Origin of the sequence: Carbonicoccus niuqiaonis (genome assembly GCF_050157065.1) — a bacterium.
GTDB lineage: Bacteria > Actinomycetota > Actinomycetes > Propionibacteriales > Propionibacteriaceae > Avipropionibacterium.
The window spans coordinates 1,267,558-1,287,903 of the sequence record NZ_CP189573.1 but is presented as its reverse complement, the minus strand read 5'-3'; the positions used below and the strand labels follow the sequence as shown (position 1 = coordinate 1,287,903).

20 protein-coding genes and 1 riboswitch are annotated in these 20,346 nt (G+C 70.4%); of the genes, 10 read left to right on the top strand and 10 right to left on the bottom strand.

Features of this window, described 5'->3' with window-relative positions:
- Positions 1 to 76: 76 nt before the first annotated feature.
- Entirely contained in the window at positions 77 to 1,579 is a 1,503-nt protein-coding gene (locus ACQBAU_RS05890) for a leucyl aminopeptidase (RefSeq protein ID WP_434549349.1), read from the top strand.
- 39 nt (positions 1,580 to 1,618) lie between these two features.
- Here ACQBAU_RS05890 and ACQBAU_RS05885 read toward each other — a convergent pair whose 3' ends face one another.
- Entirely contained in the window at positions 1,619 to 1,960 is a 342-nt protein-coding gene (locus ACQBAU_RS05885; RefSeq protein WP_434549348.1) for a hypothetical protein, read from the bottom strand.
- Between the two features lie 49 nt (positions 1,961 to 2,009).
- Between ACQBAU_RS05885 and lpdA the strand changes: the two genes are divergently transcribed.
- The gene (lpdA, locus tag ACQBAU_RS05880; protein ID WP_465254827.1) at positions 2,010 to 3,419 is read left to right on the top strand and encodes a dihydrolipoyl dehydrogenase; all 1,410 of its coding nucleotides are present in this window, start codon (positions 2,010 to 2,012) and stop codon (positions 3,417 to 3,419) included.
- 119 nt (positions 3,420 to 3,538) lie between these two features.
- Positions 3,539 to 5,437, top strand: coding sequence for a 2-oxoglutarate dehydrogenase, E2 component, dihydrolipoamide succinyltransferase (sucB, locus tag ACQBAU_RS05875; RefSeq protein WP_465254828.1), 1,899 nt, complete (start codon positions 3,539 to 3,541; stop codon positions 5,435 to 5,437).
- A gap of 78 nt (positions 5,438 to 5,515) precedes the next feature.
- Here the strand turns inward: sucB and ACQBAU_RS05870 are convergent, their stop codons facing one another.
- Complete coding sequence (locus tag ACQBAU_RS05870; protein ID WP_465254829.1) at positions 5,516 to 6,541, bottom strand: DsbA family protein; 1,026 nt, start codon at positions 6,539 to 6,541, stop codon at positions 5,516 to 5,518.
- Between the two features lie 59 nt (positions 6,542 to 6,600).
- On the opposite strand from ACQBAU_RS05870, the gene ACQBAU_RS05865 reads away from it, so the two are divergent.
- The 6 genes from ACQBAU_RS05865 (at position 6,601) to ACQBAU_RS05840 (ending at position 11,520) form a co-directional block, all read left to right on the top strand.
- Positions 6,601 to 7,215, top strand: a complete 615-nt coding sequence (locus ACQBAU_RS05865; protein WP_434549344.1) for a TetR/AcrR family transcriptional regulator — start codon at positions 6,601 to 6,603, stop codon at positions 7,213 to 7,215.
- Positions 7,216 to 7,224: 9 nt separating this feature from the next.
- Entirely contained in the window at positions 7,225 to 7,953 is a 729-nt protein-coding gene (gene lipB / locus ACQBAU_RS05860; RefSeq protein WP_434549343.1) for a lipoyl(octanoyl) transferase LipB, read from the top strand.
- 50 nt (positions 7,954 to 8,003) lie between these two features.
- Positions 8,004 to 8,960 carry a lipoyl synthase gene (lipA, locus tag ACQBAU_RS05855; protein ID WP_434549342.1) on the top strand — a complete coding sequence of 319 codons (957 nt, stop codon included), beginning with the start codon at positions 8,004 to 8,006 and terminating at the stop codon, positions 8,958 to 8,960.
- 2 nt (positions 8,961 to 8,962) lie between these two features.
- Positions 8,963 to 9,757 (top strand): DUF4191 domain-containing protein, encoded by a 795-nt coding sequence (locus ACQBAU_RS05850; RefSeq protein ID WP_465254830.1) that lies wholly within the window; start codon positions 8,963 to 8,965, stop codon positions 9,755 to 9,757.
- 13 nt (positions 9,758 to 9,770) lie between these two features.
- Positions 9,771 to 10,634, top strand: coding sequence for an SGNH/GDSL hydrolase family protein (locus ACQBAU_RS05845; protein WP_465254831.1), 864 nt, complete (start codon positions 9,771 to 9,773; stop codon positions 10,632 to 10,634).
- 85 nt (positions 10,635 to 10,719) lie between these two features.
- On the top strand, positions 10,720 to 11,520 hold the full coding sequence (locus ACQBAU_RS05840) for a DUF998 domain-containing protein (protein WP_465254832.1): 801 nt from the start codon (positions 10,720 to 10,722) through the stop codon (positions 11,518 to 11,520).
- On the opposite strand, the gene ACQBAU_RS05835 is transcribed toward ACQBAU_RS05840, so the two are convergent.
- The 4 genes from ACQBAU_RS05835 to ACQBAU_RS05820 all read right to left on the bottom strand — a co-directional run bounded on the left by ACQBAU_RS05835 (position 11,445) and on the right by ACQBAU_RS05820 (position 16,093).
- Positions 11,445 to 13,217, bottom strand: coding sequence for an ABC-F family ATP-binding cassette domain-containing protein (locus tag ACQBAU_RS05835; protein WP_465255374.1), 1,773 nt, complete (start codon positions 13,215 to 13,217; stop codon positions 11,445 to 11,447). The genes ACQBAU_RS05840 and ACQBAU_RS05835 overlap by 76 nt on opposite strands.
- 67 nt (positions 13,218 to 13,284) lie before the next feature.
- On the bottom strand, positions 13,285 to 14,079 hold the full coding sequence (locus ACQBAU_RS05830) for an ABC transporter ATP-binding protein (protein ID WP_465254833.1): 795 nt from the start codon (positions 14,077 to 14,079) through the stop codon (positions 13,285 to 13,287).
- The gene (locus ACQBAU_RS05825; protein WP_434549334.1) at positions 14,076 to 15,095 is read right to left on the bottom strand and encodes a FecCD family ABC transporter permease; all 1,020 of its coding nucleotides are present in this window, start codon (positions 15,093 to 15,095) and stop codon (positions 14,076 to 14,078) included. Before ACQBAU_RS05825 ends, ACQBAU_RS05830 begins: the two co-directional genes overlap by 4 nt.
- 23 nt (positions 15,096 to 15,118) lie before the next feature.
- Entirely contained in the window at positions 15,119 to 16,093 is a 975-nt protein-coding gene (locus ACQBAU_RS05820) for an ABC transporter substrate-binding protein (RefSeq protein ID WP_465254834.1), read from the bottom strand.
- A 120-nt stretch (positions 16,094 to 16,213) separates the two neighbouring features.
- A riboswitch (cobalamin riboswitch) is annotated at positions 16,214 to 16,275 on the bottom strand.
- Positions 16,276 to 16,354: 79 nt separating this feature from the next.
- Here ACQBAU_RS05820 and ACQBAU_RS05815 point away from each other — a divergent pair.
- Positions 16,355 to 16,975: an L-threonylcarbamoyladenylate synthase gene (locus ACQBAU_RS05815; protein ID WP_434549332.1), complete on the top strand. Its 621-nt coding sequence runs from the start codon at positions 16,355 to 16,357 to the stop codon at positions 16,973 to 16,975.
- A 116-nt stretch (positions 16,976 to 17,091) separates the two neighbouring features.
- Here ACQBAU_RS05815 and ACQBAU_RS05810 read toward each other — a convergent pair whose 3' ends face one another.
- The 4 genes from ACQBAU_RS05810 to ACQBAU_RS05795 form a co-directional block, all read right to left on the bottom strand.
- Entirely contained in the window at positions 17,092 to 17,706 is a 615-nt protein-coding gene (locus ACQBAU_RS05810; RefSeq protein WP_465254835.1) for a carbohydrate ABC transporter permease, read from the bottom strand.
- Positions 17,703 to 18,623, bottom strand: a complete 921-nt coding sequence (locus ACQBAU_RS05805; protein WP_465254836.1) for a carbohydrate ABC transporter permease — start codon at positions 18,621 to 18,623, stop codon at positions 17,703 to 17,705. Before ACQBAU_RS05805 ends, ACQBAU_RS05810 begins: the two co-directional genes overlap by 4 nt.
- A gap of 132 nt (positions 18,624 to 18,755) precedes the next feature.
- Positions 18,756 to 19,199, bottom strand: a complete 444-nt coding sequence (locus ACQBAU_RS05800; protein ID WP_434549328.1) for an RDD family protein — start codon at positions 19,197 to 19,199, stop codon at positions 18,756 to 18,758.
- A gap of 134 nt (positions 19,200 to 19,333) precedes the next feature.
- Entirely contained in the window at positions 19,334 to 20,284 is a 951-nt protein-coding gene (locus tag ACQBAU_RS05795) for an NAD-dependent epimerase/dehydratase family protein (protein ID WP_465254837.1), read from the bottom strand.
- Positions 20,285 to 20,346 lie beyond the last annotated feature (62 nt).

Sequence of the window (20,346 nt, the reverse complement as noted above, 5' to 3'; positions counted from 1 at the left end):
GGAACCTATCCCACCGGAATGGCTACTGTGGTCCCGACCGAACAAGGCCTCAGCCGTACGACCGAAGGACTCATCCGTGCCCGCACCGATCCTGCCGCCGTTGACCACCGCCAGCTCCGTCCCTGCCCGGGTCGACGTGTTGATCGTCGGCGTGACCGGCACCAAGGACGCCCCCACGGTCGTCGGGTGCCCACCGGAGGTGGAGAAGGCGACGGCGAAGGCGTTGGGCAGCTCGCTGGCCGAGGCCGCCCGCGCCGTCGGTGCCGACCCGGCGGTCGGCAGCACCGCGGTGCTGCTCGGCGCGAAGGGCCGGCGACTGCTGCTGGTCGGGCTGGGTGAGGACGTGCCCACCCCCGACGTGCTGCGTCGGGCGTCGGGTGCTGCGGTACGGGCCGCCGGCTCCCTCGCGACGGCCGACGGCGGGTTGCAGGTGGGCCTGGCCCTCGACGCCACCGAACCCGAGGCCGCCCAGGCGATCGCCGAGGGCGCGATCCTCGGCAGCTACACCTACCAGCCGATCTCCTCGGCCGAGGTCGCTGCCCCGAAGGTGGCAGCGCTCACCCTCCTCACCGGTGGCGGCAAGCAGGTCGCCGCCGCCGCGACGACCGGCGCCACGGTCGCCCGCGCCGTCGCCCGGGCCCGCGAGTGGGTCAACGTGCCGCCGAACCTGCTGTACCCGGAGACGTTCGCCGACGAGGCCCGCGAGTGGGCTCGTGATGCCAAGATCACCGTCGACGTGCTCGACGAGAAGGCACTCGCCAAGGGTGGGTACGGCGGCCTGCTGGCCGTCGGTGGCGGCTCGTCCCGACTGCCGCGGCTGGTCCGGTTCTCCTACGCCCCGCGTGGCGCGAAGACCCACATCGTCCTTGTGGGCAAGGGAATCACCTTCGACTCCGGTGGCCTGAACATCAAGCCGGGCGACTCCATGTACACCATGAAGTGCGACATGGCCGGCGCCGCCGCGGTGCTCGCCGCGACCCGCGCCGTCGCCGACCTCAACCTGCCGGTCAAGGTCACCACGTACGCCGCCATGGCCGAGAACCTGCCGTCCGACACCGCCTACCGGCCGTCGGACGTGTTGACCATCTACGGCGGCAAGACGGTCGAGAACGCCAACTCCGACGCCGAGGGCCGGCTGGTGCTGGCCGATGCGCTGGCCCGTTCGCTGGAGGACAAGCCGGACGTGATCATCGACGTCGCCACGCTGACCGGCGCCTGTGTCGTCGCGCTGGGCGAGGAGACCGCGGGGGTGTTGTCCAACGACGACGACCTGGTGGAGCAGGTGCTGGCGGCTGCCGATGCGGCCGGCGAACTGCTGTGGCAGTTGCCGATCCCGGCGACGGCGAAGGCGAAGTTGGCCTCGAAGGTCGCCGACGTGAAGTCCAGTGGTTCCCGGATGGGCGGTGCGCTGTTCGCCGCCGCGTTCCTGCGTGAGTTCGTCGGTGAGCACAGCTGGGCCCACCTCGACATCGCCGGCCCGGCGTTCCGGTCCGAGGGCGCTGACGGCCACCAGGGACCCGGCGGTACGGGGGCCGCGGTCGGCACGCTGGTCGCGTTGGCGCAGTCGTTGGCGAAGTGAGGGCGTTGGCGAAGTGAGGGCGTTGGCGAAGTAGTCCGCTCAGCGTCGGCGGCGGTTGTAGTCCCGCATCCGCTGCGGATACCCGACGACACCGGCGTCATAGCTGGGCAGGTCGCGCCGCTTCGCGAAGTCGTGGCCCCACCGCACCGACGGGACGCTACGCCGTACGGACTCACCGTCGTGGGCGATCAGCAGCACCGACGGCCGGTTCAGGTTGGTCGGCGCCTCGACGAACACCTCGACCCCGCGGCGGCTGGCGACGAACGCCTCGAGCTGGGACTGGTTCTGTGCGACGACGTCCTTCTCCAGCGGCGGTTGGCCGCCGCCGGTCCCCCGTCGGAACCTCCCCGTGAATCGCTGCCACCACCCGTTCGAACCCACCGTGACAGTATGCAGGCATGGTCACAATCGACGACCCCACCACCACCGCATGAGCGCCACCCACGACCTGGTCGTGCTGGGCGCCGGTAGCGGTGGGTACGCCGCCGCCCTGCGCGCCGCCCAGCTCGGACTGAGCGTCGCCCTCGTCGAACGGGACAAGCTCGGCGGCACCTGCCTGCACCGTGGCTGCATCCCCACCAAGGCGATCCTGCACGCGGCGGAGGTGGCCGACAGCGTCCGCGACGGCGCCGCATTCGGGGTCCGCGCCGAGCTGCAGCAGATCGACGCCGAGGCGATGCTCGGCTACGCCGACCGGGTGGTCGGCGGCCTCCATCGCGGCCTGTCCGGGTTGATCAGCTCCCGCGGCATCGAGGTCGTCACCGGCACCGGCCGGCTCACCACCGGCGACCAGGTGTCGGTGGTGGTCGACACCGACGACGGGGAGCGGACGCTGACCGGGCGGCACACCGTCCTCGCCACCGGGTCGGCACCGCGCAGTCTGCCCGGCATCGACATCGACGGCACCCGGGTGATCACCAGCGACCACGCCCTGCGACTGACCAGCCTGCCGGCCCGGGCGATCGTGCTGGGCGGCGGGGTGATCGGGGCCGAGTTCGCGAGCGCGTGGCGCTCCCTCGGGGTCGAGGTCACCGTGGTCGAGGCGCTCGACCGGCTGCTGCCGACCGAGGAACCGGAGCTGTCGCGTACGGTCCACCGCGCCTTCACCAAGCGCGGGATCCACGTGCTGACCGGCACCCCGGCCGAACACGTCGACGTCACCGAGCAGGGGGTGACACTGCGGGCCGGCGGCACCGACCACACCGCCGACCTGCTGCTGGTGGCGGTCGGCCGCGGGCCGGTGAGCGACGGGCTGGGGTACGCCGAGGCCGGCATCGAGCTCGACCGGGGCTGCGTGGTGGTCGACGACCGGCTCACCACCGCGCTGCCGTCGGTCCGGGCGGTCGGGGACCTGGTCGCCGGGCCTCAGCTGGCGCACCGCGGGTTCGGCCACGGCATCTTCGTCGCCGAGGACGTCGCCCACGCCCTCGACCGGCTGCCCGAGCCGCCGCTGCCGCCGGTGGCCGACCACCAGGTCCCGCGGGTGACGTTCTGCGACCCGCAGGTCGCCTCGGTCGGGCTGACCGAGGCGCAGGCCCGGGAGCACCACGGCGACGCCGTCGAGACGATCACGTACGACCTCGCCGGGGTGGGGCGGGCGCAGATCCTGCAGACCCGCGGACTGGTGAAGCTGGTCCGCCGGACCGACGGTCCGATCGTCGGGGTGCACCTGGTCGGAGCCGGTGTCTCCGAGCTGATCGGGGAGGCGCAGTTGATCACCGGGTGGGAGGCGCACCCCGAGGACCTGTCCGGTTTCAGCCACGCCCATCCGACGCTGGACGAAGCGCTCGGTGAGGCCGCACTCGCCCTCGCCGGAAAGCCACTCCACTCCCACGGATGAGCACGAGGACGCGTGGGGCTAAGGTGATTCCTGACGTGGCGTCCGGCAACGGTGCGACGTCGGACAATCTGATCCGCGCATCACCATGAACTCCGAACGATGAATGGAGCCCGACGGCCATGACGACCGAAGTCACCCTCCCCGCGCTCGGTGAGAGCGTCACCGAAGGCACCGTTTCCCGCTGGCTCAAGCAGGTCGGCGACACCGTCGAGACCGACGAGCCGTTGCTGGAGGTGTCCACCGACAAGGTCGACACCGAGGTCCCCTCCCCCGTCTCCGGCACCGTGCTGGAGATCAAGGCCGCCGAGGACGAGACCGTCGAGGTCGGCGCCGTCCTGGCCGTGATCGGCGACGCCGACGAGTCGGGTGGTGGTGAGCAGTCCGACGCGGCGCCCGCCGAGGACGAGGCCCCCGCTGAGGAAGACGCACCCGCCGACGACGAGGCCCCGGCCGAGGAAGCCCCCGCCGACGACGAGCCGACTGCGGACGCCCCCGCGGAGGAGCCCGCCGCGAAGGACGAGCCCCCCGCCGAGGAGAAGGCCGCTGCCAAGAGCGGTGGCGCTGCCAAGGGCACCGAGGTCACCCTGCCGGCGCTGGGTGAGAGCGTCACCGAAGGCACCGTGTCCCGCTGGCTGAAGCAGGTCGGCGACAGCGTCGAGACCGACGAGGCATTGCTGGAGGTGTCCACCGACAAGGTCGACACCGAAGTCCCCTCCCCCGTCTCCGGCACCGTGCTGGAGATCCGCGCGGCCGAGGACGAGACCGTCGAGGTCGGCGCCGTCCTCGCCGTGATCGGCGAGGCCGGCGATGCTTCGGACGCCGGTTCCGACGAGGACACCGACGCCGGTTCCGACGATGCCCCGGTCGAGGAGCAGGCCGAGGCGGGCGACGAGGGCGGCCAGGAGCCGGTCCCGACACCCGAGCCCACCGAAGAGGCCCCGAAGGCCGAGCCCAAGTCCGAGGAGCCCAAGACCGAAGCCCCGAAGGCTGAAGCTCCCAAGGCCGAGGCCCCGAAGGCGGAGCCCAAGCCGGCAGCCGCCCCGCGCGCGAGCTCGGGCGGCGACGAGCCGTACGTCACCCCGCTGGTCCGCAAGCTGGCCCAGCAGCATGACGTCGACCTGAGCAGCGTCACCGGCACCGGTGTCGGCGGCCGGATCCGCAAGCAGGACATCCTGGACGCGGCGGCCTCGGCCAAGCAGGCCGCAGCAGCCCCGGCAGTTCCAGCGGCACCTGCCGCGCCGAGTGCCGCCCCGGCTGCGTCGGCGGTTCCGAAGCCGAGCCCGGAGGCCACCGCGCTGCGGGGGACCACCGAGAAGGCGTCTCGGATCCGCAAGACGATCGCCGCGCGGATGACCGAGTCGTTGCACACCTCGGCCCAGCTGACCGCGACCGTCGAGGTCGACCTGACCCGGATCTCGCGACTGCGGGCCCAGGTCAAGGACGAGTTCGCCCGGACCGAGGGCGCCAAGCTCACCTACCTGGCCTTCATCACCAAGGCCGTGGTCGAGATGCTGAAGGTGTTCCCGAAGGTCAACGCCCAGATCGACACCGAGGAAGGCGTGATCACCTACTCCGACGCCGAGAACATCAGCCTCGCCGTCGACACCGAGAAGGGCCTGATGGTCCCGGTGATCAAGAACGCCGGCGACCTCAACATCGCCGGCATCGCCAAGAAGATCGGCGACCTGGGCGAGCGGAGCCGGACCAACAAGCTCACCCCGGACGACCTGGTCGGTGGCACGTTCACCATCACCAACTACGGCTCCGCGGGGACCTTGTTCGACACCCCGATCATCAACCAGCCGCAGGTGGCGATCCTGGGCACCGGGGCGATGGTCAAGCGGCCGATGGTCGTGAGCCACCCCGAGCTCGGCGACACGATCGCCGTCCGCGACATGATGTACGTGTCGCTGACGTACGACCACCGCCTGGTCGACGGCGCCGATGCGGCCCGCTTCCTGAGCGCGGTCAAGGCCCGCCTCGAGGAAGGTGACTTCGAGGCCGAGTTCGGTCGCTGATCACCACACCACGACACACACAGTCAGCCGCGGCGTCTCGCCGCGGCTGACTGCGTTTACGGCCCGACACGCTCTCCTTCAGAAGTCGAGGAACTCCGGGTTCATCGCTCCGGCCAACGCCAGGTGCTTGGCCGCCCGCGGATCCTGCATCCGCCGCAGCGTCTTGCCCATCAGCACCTGCAGGTAGGCATCGTCGGGGTACCGCTCCAGCAGCTGCTCGAGCTTGGCCCGCGCCGGCTCCAGACTCGCCGAGGCGGCGAGTGCCCGCGCGGTCAGCGTCTCGTAGCTCCGCTCCCCCGCCAGCTCCGGCAACCCGGACAACAGGTAGAGCGTGCCGCGCGGGTTGTTGCGCTCCAACAGCGCCCGCGCATTGCGGAACTGCCGCACCTCCTCCGGCACGACGGAGCCCTGCTCCGCCGCGGCCTCGGCGATCCAACCGGCCAACACGTCGGCCGGCTGCGCCCCGGTCCCGATGATCCGCCCGTCGACCACGAAGGTCGGCGAGGTCGCCACGTCGATCGCCTGGCCGCTCAGCTGCGCGATCCGGGTCGCCCGTTCCACCGGGTCACCGCCGGCGAAGCCGGGCTCCAGGTACGCCAGCGCGGACCGGTGGTCCGGCTTGGCGGCCGGTGCGGGCAGCCCGAACCGGTCGGCCAGGTCGGACAGGAACGCGAGCGAGTTGATGTCGGCGCCGTCGACGAAGTGGCCGCGCAGCACGGCGGTCATGACCTCGTCGTGCACCTGTGGTCCGTGCTCGACCAGCGCAGCCGTGACCATCCGCCACGCCGCCCAGCTGCTGGCCCGCCACTCGGCACCCCACCGCGGCAGTCCCAGCTCGTCCATCCCGAGCTGGCCCACCTCGAGCCGCCGAACGGCCGCGTCGATGCCGGGGGCGCACTGTTCCAGGGCGCGCTCGACACCCGGTTCGGCCAACGCCAACGCCAACGACACCGACGGGCTGGGTGCGGTCGGGTCGATCAGGTACGGCCGCCACACGACGGTCGCGTCGACCGAGTCGCCCAGCTGGTCCAGCGCCTGCTCCAGTCGACCCTTGCCGATCCAGGCCCAACCGCACAGCACGTCCGCGTACACCTCGATGATCATGGGCCGCAGTCTATACCTCATGTGTTGGATATCCAACATCTGTCGTATAGGATTCCGATGTGCCACCTGTGACCACCGCCTCACCGAACGCTCGCCGTACCGCCGGCAACCCCGACGACCCGCGGTACCGGCGCACCCGGGCACTGCTGTGCACCGCAGCCCGACAGTTGCTGGCCGACGGTGACACCCGGCGACTCACCTTCGCCCGGGTGGCCGAGCTCGCCGAGGTCAACCGGAGCACCGTCCACCAGCACTACGGCAGCGTTCCCGAGCTGGTCGCCGACGCCCTGTCGGCCGAGCTGGTCGACATCACCCGCCCGATCGCGAGCTGTCCGTTCGCCGACGGCACCACCACCCCGGCCGAGCTGCGCGACATGTTCGCCGCCGCCCACGCCTGGTGGCCGACACTGACCCGGCTGGACGCCACCGGCGCCGCCCTCGTCGCCCGACGGCTCGGCGCGCTGCTGACCGAGCAGTTGGTCGCCCGGTTCGCGACCGGCCGGCCGCCCGGCTTCGACGCCGTACCGACCGACGTGCACGCCCACTACGTCGCCACCGGCCTGGTCGCGCTGCTGCTCGACGGCGACGGCTCGCCGGAGCAGCGGGCCGACCACGCGTGGCTGCTGCTGGCGCCGACGTCGAGCACCCGCAGCCGGCCAGGTGGCCGGGGTTAGAGTGCCTGCATGGCTCTCGAGTTCTCCGACCTCGCCCTGGGTGAACAGCTGATCGACTACACCGAGGCGTGGGAGCTGCAGCGCTCGGTGCACGCCGAGGTCGCCGAGGGCACCCGTCCGCCGACGGTGCTGCTGCTCGAGCACAGCTCGGTCTACACCGCCGGCAAGCGGACCCAGGACTTCGAACGCCCGACCGACGGCACCCCGGTGATCGACGTCGACCGGGGCGGCAACATCACCTGGCACGGACCGGGCCAACTCGTGGGCTACCCGATCGTCACGCTGGCCGAGCAGGTGAAGGTGGTCGACTACGTCCGCAGGGTCGAGGAGGCGCTGATCCGCAGCGTCGCCGACCTGGGCGTCACCGCCGGCCGCATCCAAGGACGTTCCGGGGTGTGGCTGGCCGCCGACGACGCCGGCCCCGAGCGCAAGATCGCCGCGATCGGTATCCGGGTCTCCCGCAACACCACAATGCACGGGTTCGCGCTGAACGTGTGCCCCGACATGACCGACTTCTCCAAGATCGTGCCGTGCGGCATCACCGACGCCGGGGTCACCTCGCTGGCCGCCGAGCTCGGCACCACGGTGACCGTCCGACAGGCGGCCGAGGTCGTACGACCACACCTGACCGAGCTGCTGGCGTTCGAGCCGTACGACTCCTCGCCCGACGTCGCCGAACCGCGACCGGAGCCCGGCCGCAAGCGGGTCACCTACGGCCTCGCCGCCGGCACACGCTGACCCGTCGCCCGCCGCGACGGGTCCGGGGATCCATCGCCTAGACTCGTCGGGTGACCATCGCACCGGAAGGACGCAAGCTGCTCCGGCTGGAGGTCCGCAACTCCGCGACCCCCATCGAGAAGAAGCCGTCCTGGATCAAGACCACGGCCAAAATGGGGCCCGCGTACAGCGAACTGCGCAATCTCGTCGCCGACGAGGGCCTGCACACCGTCTGTCAGGAGGCGGGCTGTCCCAACATCTTCGAGTGTTGGGAGGATCGGGAGGCGACGTTCCTGATCGGCGGTGACCAGTGCACCCGGCGTTGCGACTTCTGCCAGATCGACACCGGCCGTCCCGAGGCGCTCGACGAGACCGAGCCGCTGAAGGTGGCCGAGTCGGTGCAGAAGATGGGGCTGCGGTACGCCACCGTCACCGGCGTCTGCCGGGACGACCTGCCCGACGAGGGTGCCTGGCTGTACGCCGAGACGATCCGCAAGATCCACGAGCTGAACCCCGACACCGGGGTGGAGATGCTGGCCCCCGACTTCACCGGCAAGGCCGAGCTGCTGCAGCAGCTGTTCGACACCCGGCCCGAGGTGTTCGCCCACAACGTCGAGACGGTGCCGCGGATCTTCCGCCGGATCCGTCCCGGCTTCCGCTACGACCGCTCGCTCGACGTGCTCCGGATGAGCCGCGACGCCGGGCTGGTCACCAAGTCGAACCTGATCCTGGGCATGGGTGAGACCCGCGAGGAGATCTCCGAGGCGCTGCAGCAGCTGCACGACGCCGGCACCGAGATCATCACCATCACCCAGTACCTGCGCCCCTCGCCGCGGCACCACCCGGTGGAGCGGTGGGTCAAGCCGGAGGAGTTCGTCGAACTGTCCGAGGAGGCGACCGAGATGGGGTACGCCGGAGTGATGAGTGGGCCGCTCGTCCGCTCCTCGTATCGGGCCGGTCGGCTCTACCGACAGGCCATGGAGTCCCGTGTCCGCAGCGATGCGGCCGGTGGGGTCGAGAAGGGCTGATCATGGCGAAGGCGACCCAGAAGGTCGACGCGAGGGCGATCCGCAAGGCCGCGACCGAGCGGGAGAAGGCTGCCCGGGCGGTGGAGAAGGAGCGTCGCAAGAACTCCACCGACCCCGCCGACATGGGCCGGATGCGGCAGATCTACGAGGCGTACAAGGTCACCAAGACCTACGACCCGCAGGTGCCGTTCTGGCTGCTCGGCGCACTGTTGCTGCCGTTGGTGCTCGGCATCGTGCTGGGCATCGTGTTCGACCAGCTGCTGTTCGGCATCCCGCTCGGTCTGCTGGCCGGCATCACGTTGGCGATGTTCGTGCTGGTGCGTCGGGCACAGAAGGCGACCTACACGCGGTACCAGGGGCAGGCCGGGTCGGCCGAGGTGGCGCTGGGGATGCTTCCCAAGACGTGGACCACCAGCCCGGTCATCGCCGTCACCAAGCACCAGGACGTGGTGCACCGGGCGGTCGGCCCGGGTGGGCTGATCCTCATCGGGGAAGGCGATCCCGGCCGGGTGAAGCAGTTGTTGATCACCGAGTCCCGCAAGCACCAGCGGGTCACCGAGCTGGTCGAGGTCACCACGATCCGGATGGGTGACCGCGAGGGCGAGGTGCCGCTGTCGCAGTTGGCGAAGCACTTGAAGAAGATGCCGAAGAAGCTGCAGCCCTACCAGGTCACCGACATCAAGTCGCGCCTCCGCGCACTCGACGCCGTACGACCGAAGGTCCCGGTGCCGCGTGGCCCGATGCCGACCAGCTCGCGGCAGATGAAGGGTGCCCGCCAGGCCATGCGTGGCCGCTGACCCGACTCCGCTGATGGCAGCCCCGTCTCAACCCCGGTTCGTCGCGATCGGTGACTCGTTCACCGAGGGCGTGGGTGACTGGAACGAGGGCTACCCCAACGGGGTGCGGGGGTGGTCCGACCGGGTCGCCAAGCACCTGGTGAAGGCCCAACCGGAGCTCCGGTACGCCAACCTCGCGATCCGCAGTCGGCGGCTGCGGCAGATCCTCAACGAACAACTCGAGCCGGCGTTGGCGCTGCGGCCGACCTTGGTCAGCTTCTTCGCCGGCGGCAACGACCTGCTCGACTTCGGCACCGACCCGCACCGGGTGGTGGCCCGCTGTGCCGAGGCGGTGGCACGGATCACCGACAGCGGCGCGAAGGTGATCATGTTCACCAGTTACGACCTGCGGATCAGCCGGCTGCTGGAGCCGTTCCGGCCACGCAACGACGTGTTCAACGACGGCATCATCGAGATCGCCCGGCAGAACGACGCGATCCTGATCGACCACCGCGCGATGAGTGAGTACGAGGATCCCCGGCTCTGGGCGGCTGACCGGATGCACATGTCGAAGGACGGCCACAAGCTGATGGCCGCCCGGGTGCTCGACACCCTGGGGGTGCCGTGGAGCTTCGACCTGGAGGACTTCGACGCCCACGAGAGCATCGGCTGGTGGACCCAGCGCGCCGAAGGCATCGAGTTCTGGCGGCGGCATCTGATGCCGGTGGTCGGTCGTCGGCTGCGCCGGGTCACCCTGGGTGATCATCTGGACCCCAAGTGGCCCGAGCTGGTCAACCCGGCCGAGGGGCTGCGGAAGTTGGAGAAGAAGCGACGCAAGCAGGCCCGGAAGGCGGCGGAGCAGCTGGTCGGTGCGGTCGGGGACTCGACCTCCGCGTGATCGGGGCGTGGTGGGGGTAACCCCACCCCACAAAGGGGAGCTGGCCCGATGGTGGGGTGCGCCGGTGCCCAGCAGGATGGATGTCATGACCCTCACCGCGCCCTCCCCCGCCGTCACCCCCACCCGTCGGATCCGGGTGCAGCACTGGGTGCTCGGCTGCTCGGCGGTCGCCCTGCTGCCGATGGTCGCGGTGCACCTGGCCGGGGCCGAACGGGTCGACCCGATCGACCAACCGATCAGCCACTACGCGTTCGTGCCCACCGGCTACGAGATGATCTTGCTCGGCTCGGTACTGCTGGCCGTGGCCGCGTTGGCGATCGGCACCGCCATCGCCCGTACGGCCCGGCGGGCCCAGCGTTCCGGCCGGGCTGGGCTGATCGCACCGGCGTTGCTGCTGGGCACCTTCGTGGTGGCGATGATGTTGGTCGGGGTGTTCCCGACCGATCGTCCCGGCACGCTCGGGGACCCGAGCACCTCGGCGCTGATCCACCGGTGGGCCGCCAGTTACGCGTTCGCCGTGATGCCGATCATCGGCCTGCTGGTGAGCCGCAGCCGCATGATCACCGTACGGCAGCGCCGCCAACTCCGCGGGCTGTCGCTGGCGGTGCTGGCCGGCACCGCGCTGGTGTTCGCGATCCACTTCCCGCTGGCCGCCGCCGGCTCCCACATCCCGATGTTCGGGCTGATCGAGCGGATCGGCTTCGTCGTGATGGTGGCCTTCCTGGTGGTGCTGTCCGGGATGCTCCGCCCGGTCCAGCCGGCCGACCTGCCGCCGACTCCCGCGCGGTTGACGCCTGGCTTGAGGCCGAATCACTCCAACTGCTCGGCCAGCTCCAACCAGGCGGTCTCCAAGGTCGCCAGCTCGTCCTCGGCGGTCCGCAGTTGATCATGGAGTGCGGCCAGCCCGGTGTAGTCGTTCGGGTCGTGGTCGGCCATCTCGGTGTGCAGCCGATCGATCGTCGCCTGCTGCCGCTGCATCCGCCGCTCGGTCGCCTCGACCTCCTTGCGGGCCGCCCGAAGCTCCGCACTCGACAACTCCGGCGCAGCCGACGACCCGGACACCACGCTCGGCGCGGCCGCGGCATCCGCCACCGACCTGGCGCCGGCACCGCTGCCCGCCTCGGCCAGCCGGAGGTACTCGTCCACCCCACCCGGCAGGTGCCGGATCCGCCCGTCGATGATCGCGTACTGATGATCGGTCACCCGCTCCAACAGGTAGCGGTCGTGGCTCGCGACCAGCATGGTGCCCGGCCAGGTGTCGAGCAGGTCCTCCATCGCGGCCAGCATGTCGGTGTCGAGGTCGTTGGTCGGCTCGTCGAGGATCAGCACGTTCGGCTCGTCCAGCAAGATCAACAACAACTGGAGCCGGCGACGCTGCCCACCTGACAGGTCCTTGATCGGGGTGGCAAGTTGGGCACTGGTGAAGCCGAGTCGCTCCAACAGCTGACCGGGGGTCAACTCCTTGTCGCCACTGATGTAGCCGGCGCGGTACCGTCCGATCACGTCGGAGATCCGCTCGTGGGCGACCGCGTCGAGCTCGTGCAGCTGCTGGCTCAGCACCGCCGTCCGGACCGTCTTGCCCCGCTTCACCCGACCATGATCAACAGTCACGTCGCCGGTGATCACCTTCAACAGCGTCGACTTGCCCACCCCGTTGGCGCCCAGCAACGCGAACCGGTCCCCCGGCCCGATCCGCCAGGTCACGTCCCGCAACACCTCGCGCCCGTCGAACGACACCGCGACGTGCTCCAGGTCGACCACGTCCTTGCCGAGCCGAGCCGTCGCCAGCTTGCTCAGCTCGACCTGGTCGCGGACCGGCGGTTCCCCCGCGATCAGCTGGCTGGCCGCGTCGATCCGGAACTTCGGCTTCGACGTCCGCGCCGGGGCACCCCGCCGCAACCACGCCAACTCCTTGCGCATCAGGTTCTGCCGGCGAGCCTCCGCCGCGGCCGCCTGCCGGTCACGCTCGACACGCTGCAGCACGTACGCCGCATAGCCACCCTCGAACGGGTCGACGATCCGGTCGTGGACCTCCCAGGTGGCGGTGCACACCTCGTCCAGGAACCACCGGTCGTGGGTGACGACCACCAACGCCCCCTTGCCGGCCGCCCACCGGTTCTTCACGTGGCGCGCCAACCACGAGATGCCCTCCACGTCGAGGTGGTTGGTCGGCTCGTCGAGCATGATCACGTCCCAGTCGCCGATCAACAGTGCGGCGAGGGCGACCCGCCGGCGCTGGCCGCCGCTCAACGTGGCGACATCGGCGTCGAGGTCGAGGTCGGCGATCAGCCCGTCGAGGATGTCGCGGATCCGCGGGTCGGACGCCCACACGTAGTCGTCGACGTCGCCGACCACGGCGTGGCGGACGCTCTGCCCGTCCGGCAGCACGTCGCCCTGGTCGAGGTAGCCGACGTGCAGCCCGTTGCGGTGCACCACCTGCCCCTCGTCGGGGCTGATCCGCTTGGCGAGCAGCCGCAACAGCGTCGACTTGCCGTCACCGTTGCGGCCCACCAGGCCGACCCGGTCACCGTCGGCCAGGCCCAACCGGACCCGATGCAGCACCTGCTTGGTCGGGAAGTCGATCGAGATGCCTTCGGCGCCGAGGAGATGAGCCACCCCGACACCCTATGTCCCCCGCAGCCCGACTCCCTCAGCGGCGGACCGGGACCACGACCGGGCCGGCGAAGCCGTACTCCCCCGGCTCGAGCACCCGCAGGTTCGCCCCGTACGTCGTCGCCAGCAGCTCGGTGCGCAGCACCGCGGCCGGCTCCCCGTCGGCGACCAGTCGGCCGCGGTGCAGCAACATGATCCGATCGGCGTACTCCCCGGCCATCGTCAGGTCGTGCATCGTGCTGATCACGGTCAGGCCACGCTCGTGACGGAGCCGGTCGACCAGCCCGAGCACGTCCTGCTGATGGCCGACGTCGAGGGCGGCGGTGGGTTCGTCGAGCAACAGCACCGGCGCCTGCTGGGCCAGCGCCCGGGCCAGGTAGACCCGCTGCAGCTCGCCGCCCGACAGCGTCTCCATCCGACGCCCGAGGAAGTCGCCGAGGTCGAGCAGCGCGACGGCCTCGGCCACCACGACCCGGTCCCGGTGCCCCTCCCGCTGCAGCAGCCCCAGGTGCGGGGTGCGGCCGAGCATCACGTAGTCGTCGACGGTGATGCCGGCCGGCACGACCGGCGACTGGGTGACCACCGCGACCGTACGGGCCAGCTGGCGGGCCGGCACCCCGGTCACCTCCGACCCGAGCAGCCGCAGCCCGCCGCGGTAGCCGAGCAGCCCGGTGAGCGTCCGCAGCAGGGTCGACTTGCCGGCCCCGTTCGGACCGACCACGCTCACCCACTCGCCGGCGGTGACGTCGAACGACAGCCCGGTGAGCAGGGTCACGGGTCGGCGGCGGTCGGTGACCACCTCCACCGCGAGCTCGCGGGCGCTGATGATCATGTCGTACGCCCCCGCCGCAGCAGCAGCCCGAAGAAGGGGGCGCCGAGGAAGGCGGTGACCACCCCGATCGGGATCTCCGCCGGCGCCAACGCCATCCGGGCGACGATGTCGGCGGCCACCAGCACCCCGCCGCCGGCGACCACCGACAGCGGCACGATCACCCGGTAGCTGACCGAGACCGCGAGCCGCACCAGGTGGGGCACCACCAGCCCGATGAAGCCGATCAGTCCGCCCACCGACACCGCGGCCGCGGTGCCGAGCGAGGCGGCGATCACCAGCACCAGCCGGACCACGCCCGGGTTCATCCCGAGCAGCCGGGACTCGTCGTCACCGACGGCCAGCACGTCGAGCACGCGACGGCTCAGCCAGATCACCGTCAGCGAGACGACGGCGTACGGCAGCACCACCCACACCTCGGTCCAGCCGACGATCGACAACCGACCGAGCAGCCACGCGTACACCTCCTGCAGTTGGTCGGTGCGGGCCTGCAGCACGAAGGTCTGCACCGCACCCAGGAACGCTGCGACCGCGACCCCGGCCAGGATCAGCGAGGCCGTGCCGCCGGCGCGGCCCGTACCGCCGAGCAGGTAGGTCAGCGCCACCGCGACCATCGTGCCGACGAACGCGAACAGCGGCACGCCGACCAGCCCGCTCGCCCCACCGAGCCCGAGCGCGATCGCCAGCACCGCACCAAGTCCGGCACCGGCAGCCGCGCCCAGCAGGTACGGGTCGGCCAGTGGGTTGCGGAACACCCCTTGGTACGCGGCACCGCAGCCGGCGAGCAGGGCACCGACCAGCAGTCCGAGCACCACCCGCGGCAGCCGCAGTTGGAACAGGATCGCCTGTTCGGTCGGGGTCAGCGAGCCGGCCAGGATGTCGGCCGGGGCGATCGGGACCGGGCCGAGGACGCAGCCCAGGCCGGCGATGACGAGGGTGCCGAGGCAGCACAGCGCCAGCGGTCCCGGTCGGAGCCGGGTCGTCCGGGCAGCCGTCGGCGCCAGGCGGTCGGTGACCACCCGCGCCGAGGGCTGCCCCGCGATCAGGGCAGCTTCCCGACGCCGGCGCCGATCTGCTCGGCGAACTCGGCCAACCGCGGACCCCAGCGTGAGGCGATGTCGTTGTCGAGCACGACGATGCCGGCCTCGTCCTTCACCGCCCGGGTGACGTCCCAGCCCGGCCGCTGCCGGATCTGCTCGGCGTCACCGCCGGGGGCGAAGATCACGTTCGGGTCGGCGTCGATGATGAACTCGTTGCTCAGCTGCGGGTAGCCGCCGGTGGTGGCCGCGTCGGGGGCCTGGTCGGCGATGCTGACCAGCCCGAACTCGCCCAGCACCGACCCGATGAAGGTGGTCGAGGTCAGCGAGTACAGGGTCGGGTCGAGCTCCCAGTAGTAGGTGCGTTCGGTCTCCGAGCCGGCCTCGGCGACGGCCGCCTCGACCCGCGACTTCACCTCGGCGGCCAGTTCGGTGCCCGCCTCGTCGTTGCCGGTCAGCTCGCCGACCTGCTCGATCTGGGTGTACGCCCCGGCCAGGTCGCTCGGCGCACCGAGCACGGCGACGGGGATCTCCAGCTCGGTCAGCTTGCCGACGATGCCGTCCTGGTCGTTCGACACCAGCACCAGGTCGGGCTCCATGCCGACGATCGCCTCGAGGTTGGGGGCGAAGGCGTCCAGCTCGGAGGTCTTGGCCTCGGCCGGGTAGTTGGACAGCTTGTCGACCGCCTTCACCTGCTCACCGGCGCCAACGCCGTACACGGTCTCGGTCAGGCTCGGGCTCAGCACGACGATCGACGTCGGCCGGGCCTCGAGGTGGATGGTCTGTTCGGGGATGAACTCGCCCTGGGCGGGGATCACCACGTCGCGCGGGAACGCGGCAGCCGAACTGCCGGACGTCGCCGAACTGCTGGGGTTCGACCCCAACGGCTCGCCCTCGGTGATGGCACAGCCCGTCATGGCCAGCAGAGCCGCGAGTGCGGTCAGCAGGACGACGAACAGCTTGGTGGGTCGGGGTCGCACGGTACCTCCTGTCGGTCGAGGAGAGGTCTTCGCCGAACAGGTGGCGCCCGGGTGGGCGACGCGCGGTCAGGCGAGACGCCTTGGTCCTCGAAGGCGTGATTCGCTGTCGTACGCAGGCGGCCTGGCTCGCGAGGCGGTTGCCTCGACACACAGTTGCGGGTCAGCGCCGGATTCTCACCGGCTTCGCTGGAGCACGACCCGGTCAGGATACCCCGCCGGTATCCCTTGCGCCGACCTCGTCCGAGAGGTTAGGACTGGTGCATGGCTCGCTACTTCGACGTCCACCCCGACAATCCTCAGCCGCGGTCGATCCGTCAGGTGGCAGACCTGCTGCGTGACGGTGGCCTGATCGCCTACCCGACCGACTCCTGCTTCGCGCTGGGCTGCCAGCTCGGCAACGTGGACGGGCTGCAACGCATCCGTACCATCCGCAACCTCGACGACAAGCACCACTTCACACTGGTGTGTGCCGACTTCGCCCAGCTCGGCCAGTTCGTCCACATCGACAACGCGGTGTTCCGGGCGCTCAAGGCGCACACGCCCGGCCAGTACACGTTCATCCTGCCGGCGACCAAGGAGGTGCCGCGCAAGATGTTGCACCCCAAGAAGAAGACGGTGGGGGTACGGATTCCCTCCCACCCGGTCGTCACCGCGCTGCTGCGGGAACTGGGCGAGCCGCTGATGTCGTCGACGCTGCTGCTGCCCGACGAGGAGGACCCGATGACCGAGGGCTGGTTGATCAAGGACCGGCTCGACAACGAGATCGACGCGGTGATCGACTCGGGCGAGTGCGGCACCGAACCGACCACGGTGATCAACTACTCTGACGGCACCGCGGTGGTGGAACGGGCCGGTGCCGGTGACACCGGCCCGTTCAGCTAGACCGGGTCAGCCGCCGAGCTTCGGCTGCAGATCGGTCTCGTAGATCTGCTCGAGGGTGCCGCGCAGCTCGGTGAGCTGCTGCTGCACGTCCACGTCGCTGGTCATCACGGTCTGCGTCATCCGGGCGATGTTGAGGTCGCCACCGGGCAACGCCACCCGGCCCAGGTCCTGCACCCGGGTGTGGTCGAGCTGTGCCCCGCGCCGTCCATCTCGGCGGCCTCCAGCAGGGAGGGTGGCAGTGTCTTGAAGTGTTGCCGGAGCAGGAAGGTGCCGAAGGCCGTCCCCAACCCGGGCAGGATGATCCCCCACAACGTGTTGCGTCCGCCCAACGACGAGATGGTCAGGTAGTTGGGCAGCATCGACACCTGGGGCGGCACCATCAGCGCCACCAGGATGAGCACGAAGATCACGTTCTTGAACGGGAACCGGATGAAGACCAGCGCGTACGCCGTCAGTAGGGCCAGCACCACCTTCACTGTCGAGCCGACGACGGTGACGATCAGGCTGTTGCGGAAGAACAGCAGCAGCGGCACCCGGTCGAGGACCTCGGCGTAGTTCTCCCCGGTCGGCTGCTCCGGCAGCAGGCTGGGCGTCAGGGTCGTGATCTCCGACGGCTGCTTGAACGAACTCAGCATCATCCACAGCAGCGGGAGGAACACGACCAGGACCGTCAACAGCAGCGGCAGGTAGCCGCCCAGCACCGTCCCCACGACAGCGGTGACCTTCCTCATGCGTAGTGCACCCGCTTCTCGACGAACCGCAACTGCACCAGCGTCATGATCAACAGCACCGCGAACAGCACCACCGCGATGGCGGCCGAGTAGCCGGCCCGCTGGTAGGCGCCGAACGACTGCAGGTAGGCCTCGAAGATCAACGTGTTGGTGCCGTTGCCGAGCGGGGTCATGATCCGCAGCAGGTCGAAGGCCTGCAGGGAGTTGAGGATGCAGGTGATCAACAGGAAGAAGGTGCTCGGCGACAGCAGCGGCAGCGCGATCCGGGTGAACCGGGAGAAGGCGCCGGCCCCGTCGAGGGCGGCCGCCTCCATCACGTCACGGGGCAGCGACTGGAGCCCGGCGAGGTAGACCACCGCGCAGTAGCCGAGGTTCTTCCAGACGTAGACGATGATCACCATCGCCAGCGACAGGTCCGGGTCGAGGAACCATTCCGGGCTGGTCAGGCCGACCGAGCGGAGCAGGTGACCCAGCACGCCGAAGACGGGGTCGAAGATGAACAGCCACACCAGTCCGACGCCGACGCCGGACAGCACGTACGGCGAGAACACCGCGGCCCGGGCGACGGTCCGGCCGCGCAGGTTCTGGTTGAGCACCAGCGAGACGAGCAGTCCGATGACGATCGACCCACCGACGGTGGCGACGGTGAAGATCGCGGTGGTCCGCCACACCGCCAGGCCGTTGGGTGAGGTGAAGAAGGTGGTGTAGTTCTGCAGTCCCACCGACACGGCGGTGGCCGACCCGATCGTCCAGTTCAGCGTCGAGTAGTAGACGTTGGTGAACAGCGGGACGTAGGTGAAGGTCGTGATCAACGCCAGGTTCGGCAGCGCGAACAGGACGAAGACCCACCATTCGCGGCGGGTACGCGGGGAGATCTGCCAACGACGGCGCCGGCCTGCGACTTCCTCGCCTGGCACGCCCACCTCCACCGATCCGGCACCCCGGGGCGGGTGACCACGGACAGACTGTCGGCCTCGGGCGGCGGACGGGCAACGATCACGTGAACGGCGTGCCACCGTCAGGAGACACGTCAGTGATCATGGTCGAGGTCAGCGCCGCGACAGCACCACGGTGCCGCAGGCGAGGTCGTGCAGGCCCCGGCGGTTGGCGCCGATCACCAGTGCCGGGATGGCGATGCTGAGCAGCGCGGCCCGGCCGAGCGAGCGCAACAGGCCCATCTTCTGCCGGTCGAGTCGGGCGACCGTGATCCGGCACAGCAGTTGCCCGACGCTGGCGCCAGTGATCATGGTCAGCGCGAACCGTTGCAGGAAGAAGATGGCCAGGGTGCCCCAGCGGCGCCAGTCGTAGGTGGTGAGCGAGTCGAGCCCGAGCACCAGGGCGCTGAGCAGCATCGAGAACGCCCAGTCGATCACGATGGCGGTGATCCGGGGGAACCAGCCGGCGAGTGATCCGGGGCCGGACCGCGGCAGTCCGAGGTCCTGACCGGGATAGTCGTCCTCGGTCACGTGGGTCGCCGGTTTGGTCGCTGGCACCGGGCCAGCCTACCTGCGCCCCGCCGGGCGAATCCGGAGCCGCTCGGCTGCCCGAAACACGGCGATTTCGGGCCGATCGACCGCCGACGCGGCCCGGGCCGCGAAATCGCCGCGTTTCGGTACGCGACTGTCGGTCAGGCCGGCACCGGAACCGGTGTGTCGAGCCGGCCGGCGACGATCTCGGCCACCGTCTGCTTCCACGGGGTGGGCCGGACGCCGAAGGTGGTGGTGGTCTCGTCGTGGGTCGCGACGAACGTCTCGTCGAACTGATACATCATCTCGACCATCTCGCGCAGCTGCGGTTGGAACAGCCCACCGAGCCGCAGCACGGGACGGGGCAGCTTCGTCACCGTCGGCTCGGGTCGGCCGGCGGCCGTCGCGTAGTCGCGGGCCACCTGTCGGATCGACCGGGGTTCAGCGCTGGGGACGTGCCAGCCGCGGCCCCAGGCCCGTTCGTCCCCGGCCAGCACCACGGTGGTCCGCGCGATGTCGCTGATCGAGGTCCAGGTGTGAGCGGCGTCCGGGTCCCCCATCACCCACGCCCGTCGGCCGGCCAGCACCGGGTCGAGCAGCAGTGGTCCGGCGTGGGCGCCCATCGGTGCGGTGACCTGTGGGCCGACGTAGTCGGAGGCGCGGAGCTCCAGGGCGCGGAGCCGGCCGGCCCGGGTGGCCTCGGCCAGGTCCTCCCACATCGCTGCCCGGACCGCCCCCTTCCGGGTGGGTGGGTCCAGCGGCAGGTCGGGTGTCATCGGGCTGGCACCGGCCGCGTAGCCGTACAGGTTGCCGATCAGCGCCAGCACCGCCCCGCTGCGTTCGGCGACCTCGGTGATGGCCCGGTGCAGGGGCGGCCAGTCGGTCGCCCATTGCGCGTACGGCAGGTTGATCGCGTTGACGATGACGTCGGCCCCGCGGGCCAGGTCGTGCAGCTCGGGGGCGGCCGCATCCAGCGCGACCAGGTCGATGTCGGGTCGCCGCGGCCCGCTGGCGGAGCGGGTGACGACGGTGACCTGGTCGCCGCGGTCGGCGAACTCCTGTGCGGTGGTGGACCCGATCGGGCCTGCTCCCAGGACGATGATTCGAGACATCCGTTGCTCCATTCGTGAACAGTGTTCTCTGTTGTGAACCATGTTCACACTCGCTAGGGTGT

Bases quoted from the DNA above. Each gene is read 5' to 3' on its own strand.
- lpdA (WP_465254827.1), top strand. From the start codon at position 2,010: ATGAGCGCCACCCACGACCTGGTCGTGCTGGGCGCCGGTAGCGGTGGG.
- sucB (WP_465254828.1), top strand. From the start codon at position 3,539: ATGACGACCGAAGTCACCCTCCCCGCGCTCGGTGAGAGCGTCACCGAA.
- ACQBAU_RS05870 (WP_465254829.1), bottom strand. From the start codon at position 6,541: ATGATCATCGAGGTGTACGCGGACGTGCTGTGCGGTTGGGCCTGGATC.
- lipB (WP_434549343.1), top strand. From the start codon at position 7,225: ATGGCTCTCGAGTTCTCCGACCTCGCCCTGGGTGAACAGCTGATCGAC.
- ACQBAU_RS05850 (WP_465254830.1), top strand. From the start codon at position 8,963: ATGGCGAAGGCGACCCAGAAGGTCGACGCGAGGGCGATCCGCAAGGCC.
- ACQBAU_RS05845 (WP_465254831.1), top strand. From the start codon at position 9,771: ATGGCAGCCCCGTCTCAACCCCGGTTCGTCGCGATCGGTGACTCGTTC.
- ACQBAU_RS05840 (WP_465254832.1), top strand. From the start codon at position 10,720: ATGACCCTCACCGCGCCCTCCCCCGCCGTCACCCCCACCCGTCGGATC.
- ACQBAU_RS05830 (WP_465254833.1), bottom strand. From the start codon at position 14,079: ATGATCATCAGCGCCCGCGAGCTCGCGGTGGAGGTGGTCACCGACCGC.
- ACQBAU_RS05815 (WP_434549332.1), top strand. From the start codon at position 16,355: ATGGCTCGCTACTTCGACGTCCACCCCGACAATCCTCAGCCGCGGTCG.
- ACQBAU_RS05810 (WP_465254835.1), bottom strand. From the start codon at position 17,706: ATGAGGAAGGTCACCGCTGTCGTGGGGACGGTGCTGGGCGGCTACCTG.
- ACQBAU_RS05795 (WP_465254837.1), bottom strand. From the start codon at position 20,284: ATGTCTCGAATCATCGTCCTGGGAGCAGGCCCGATCGGGTCCACCACC.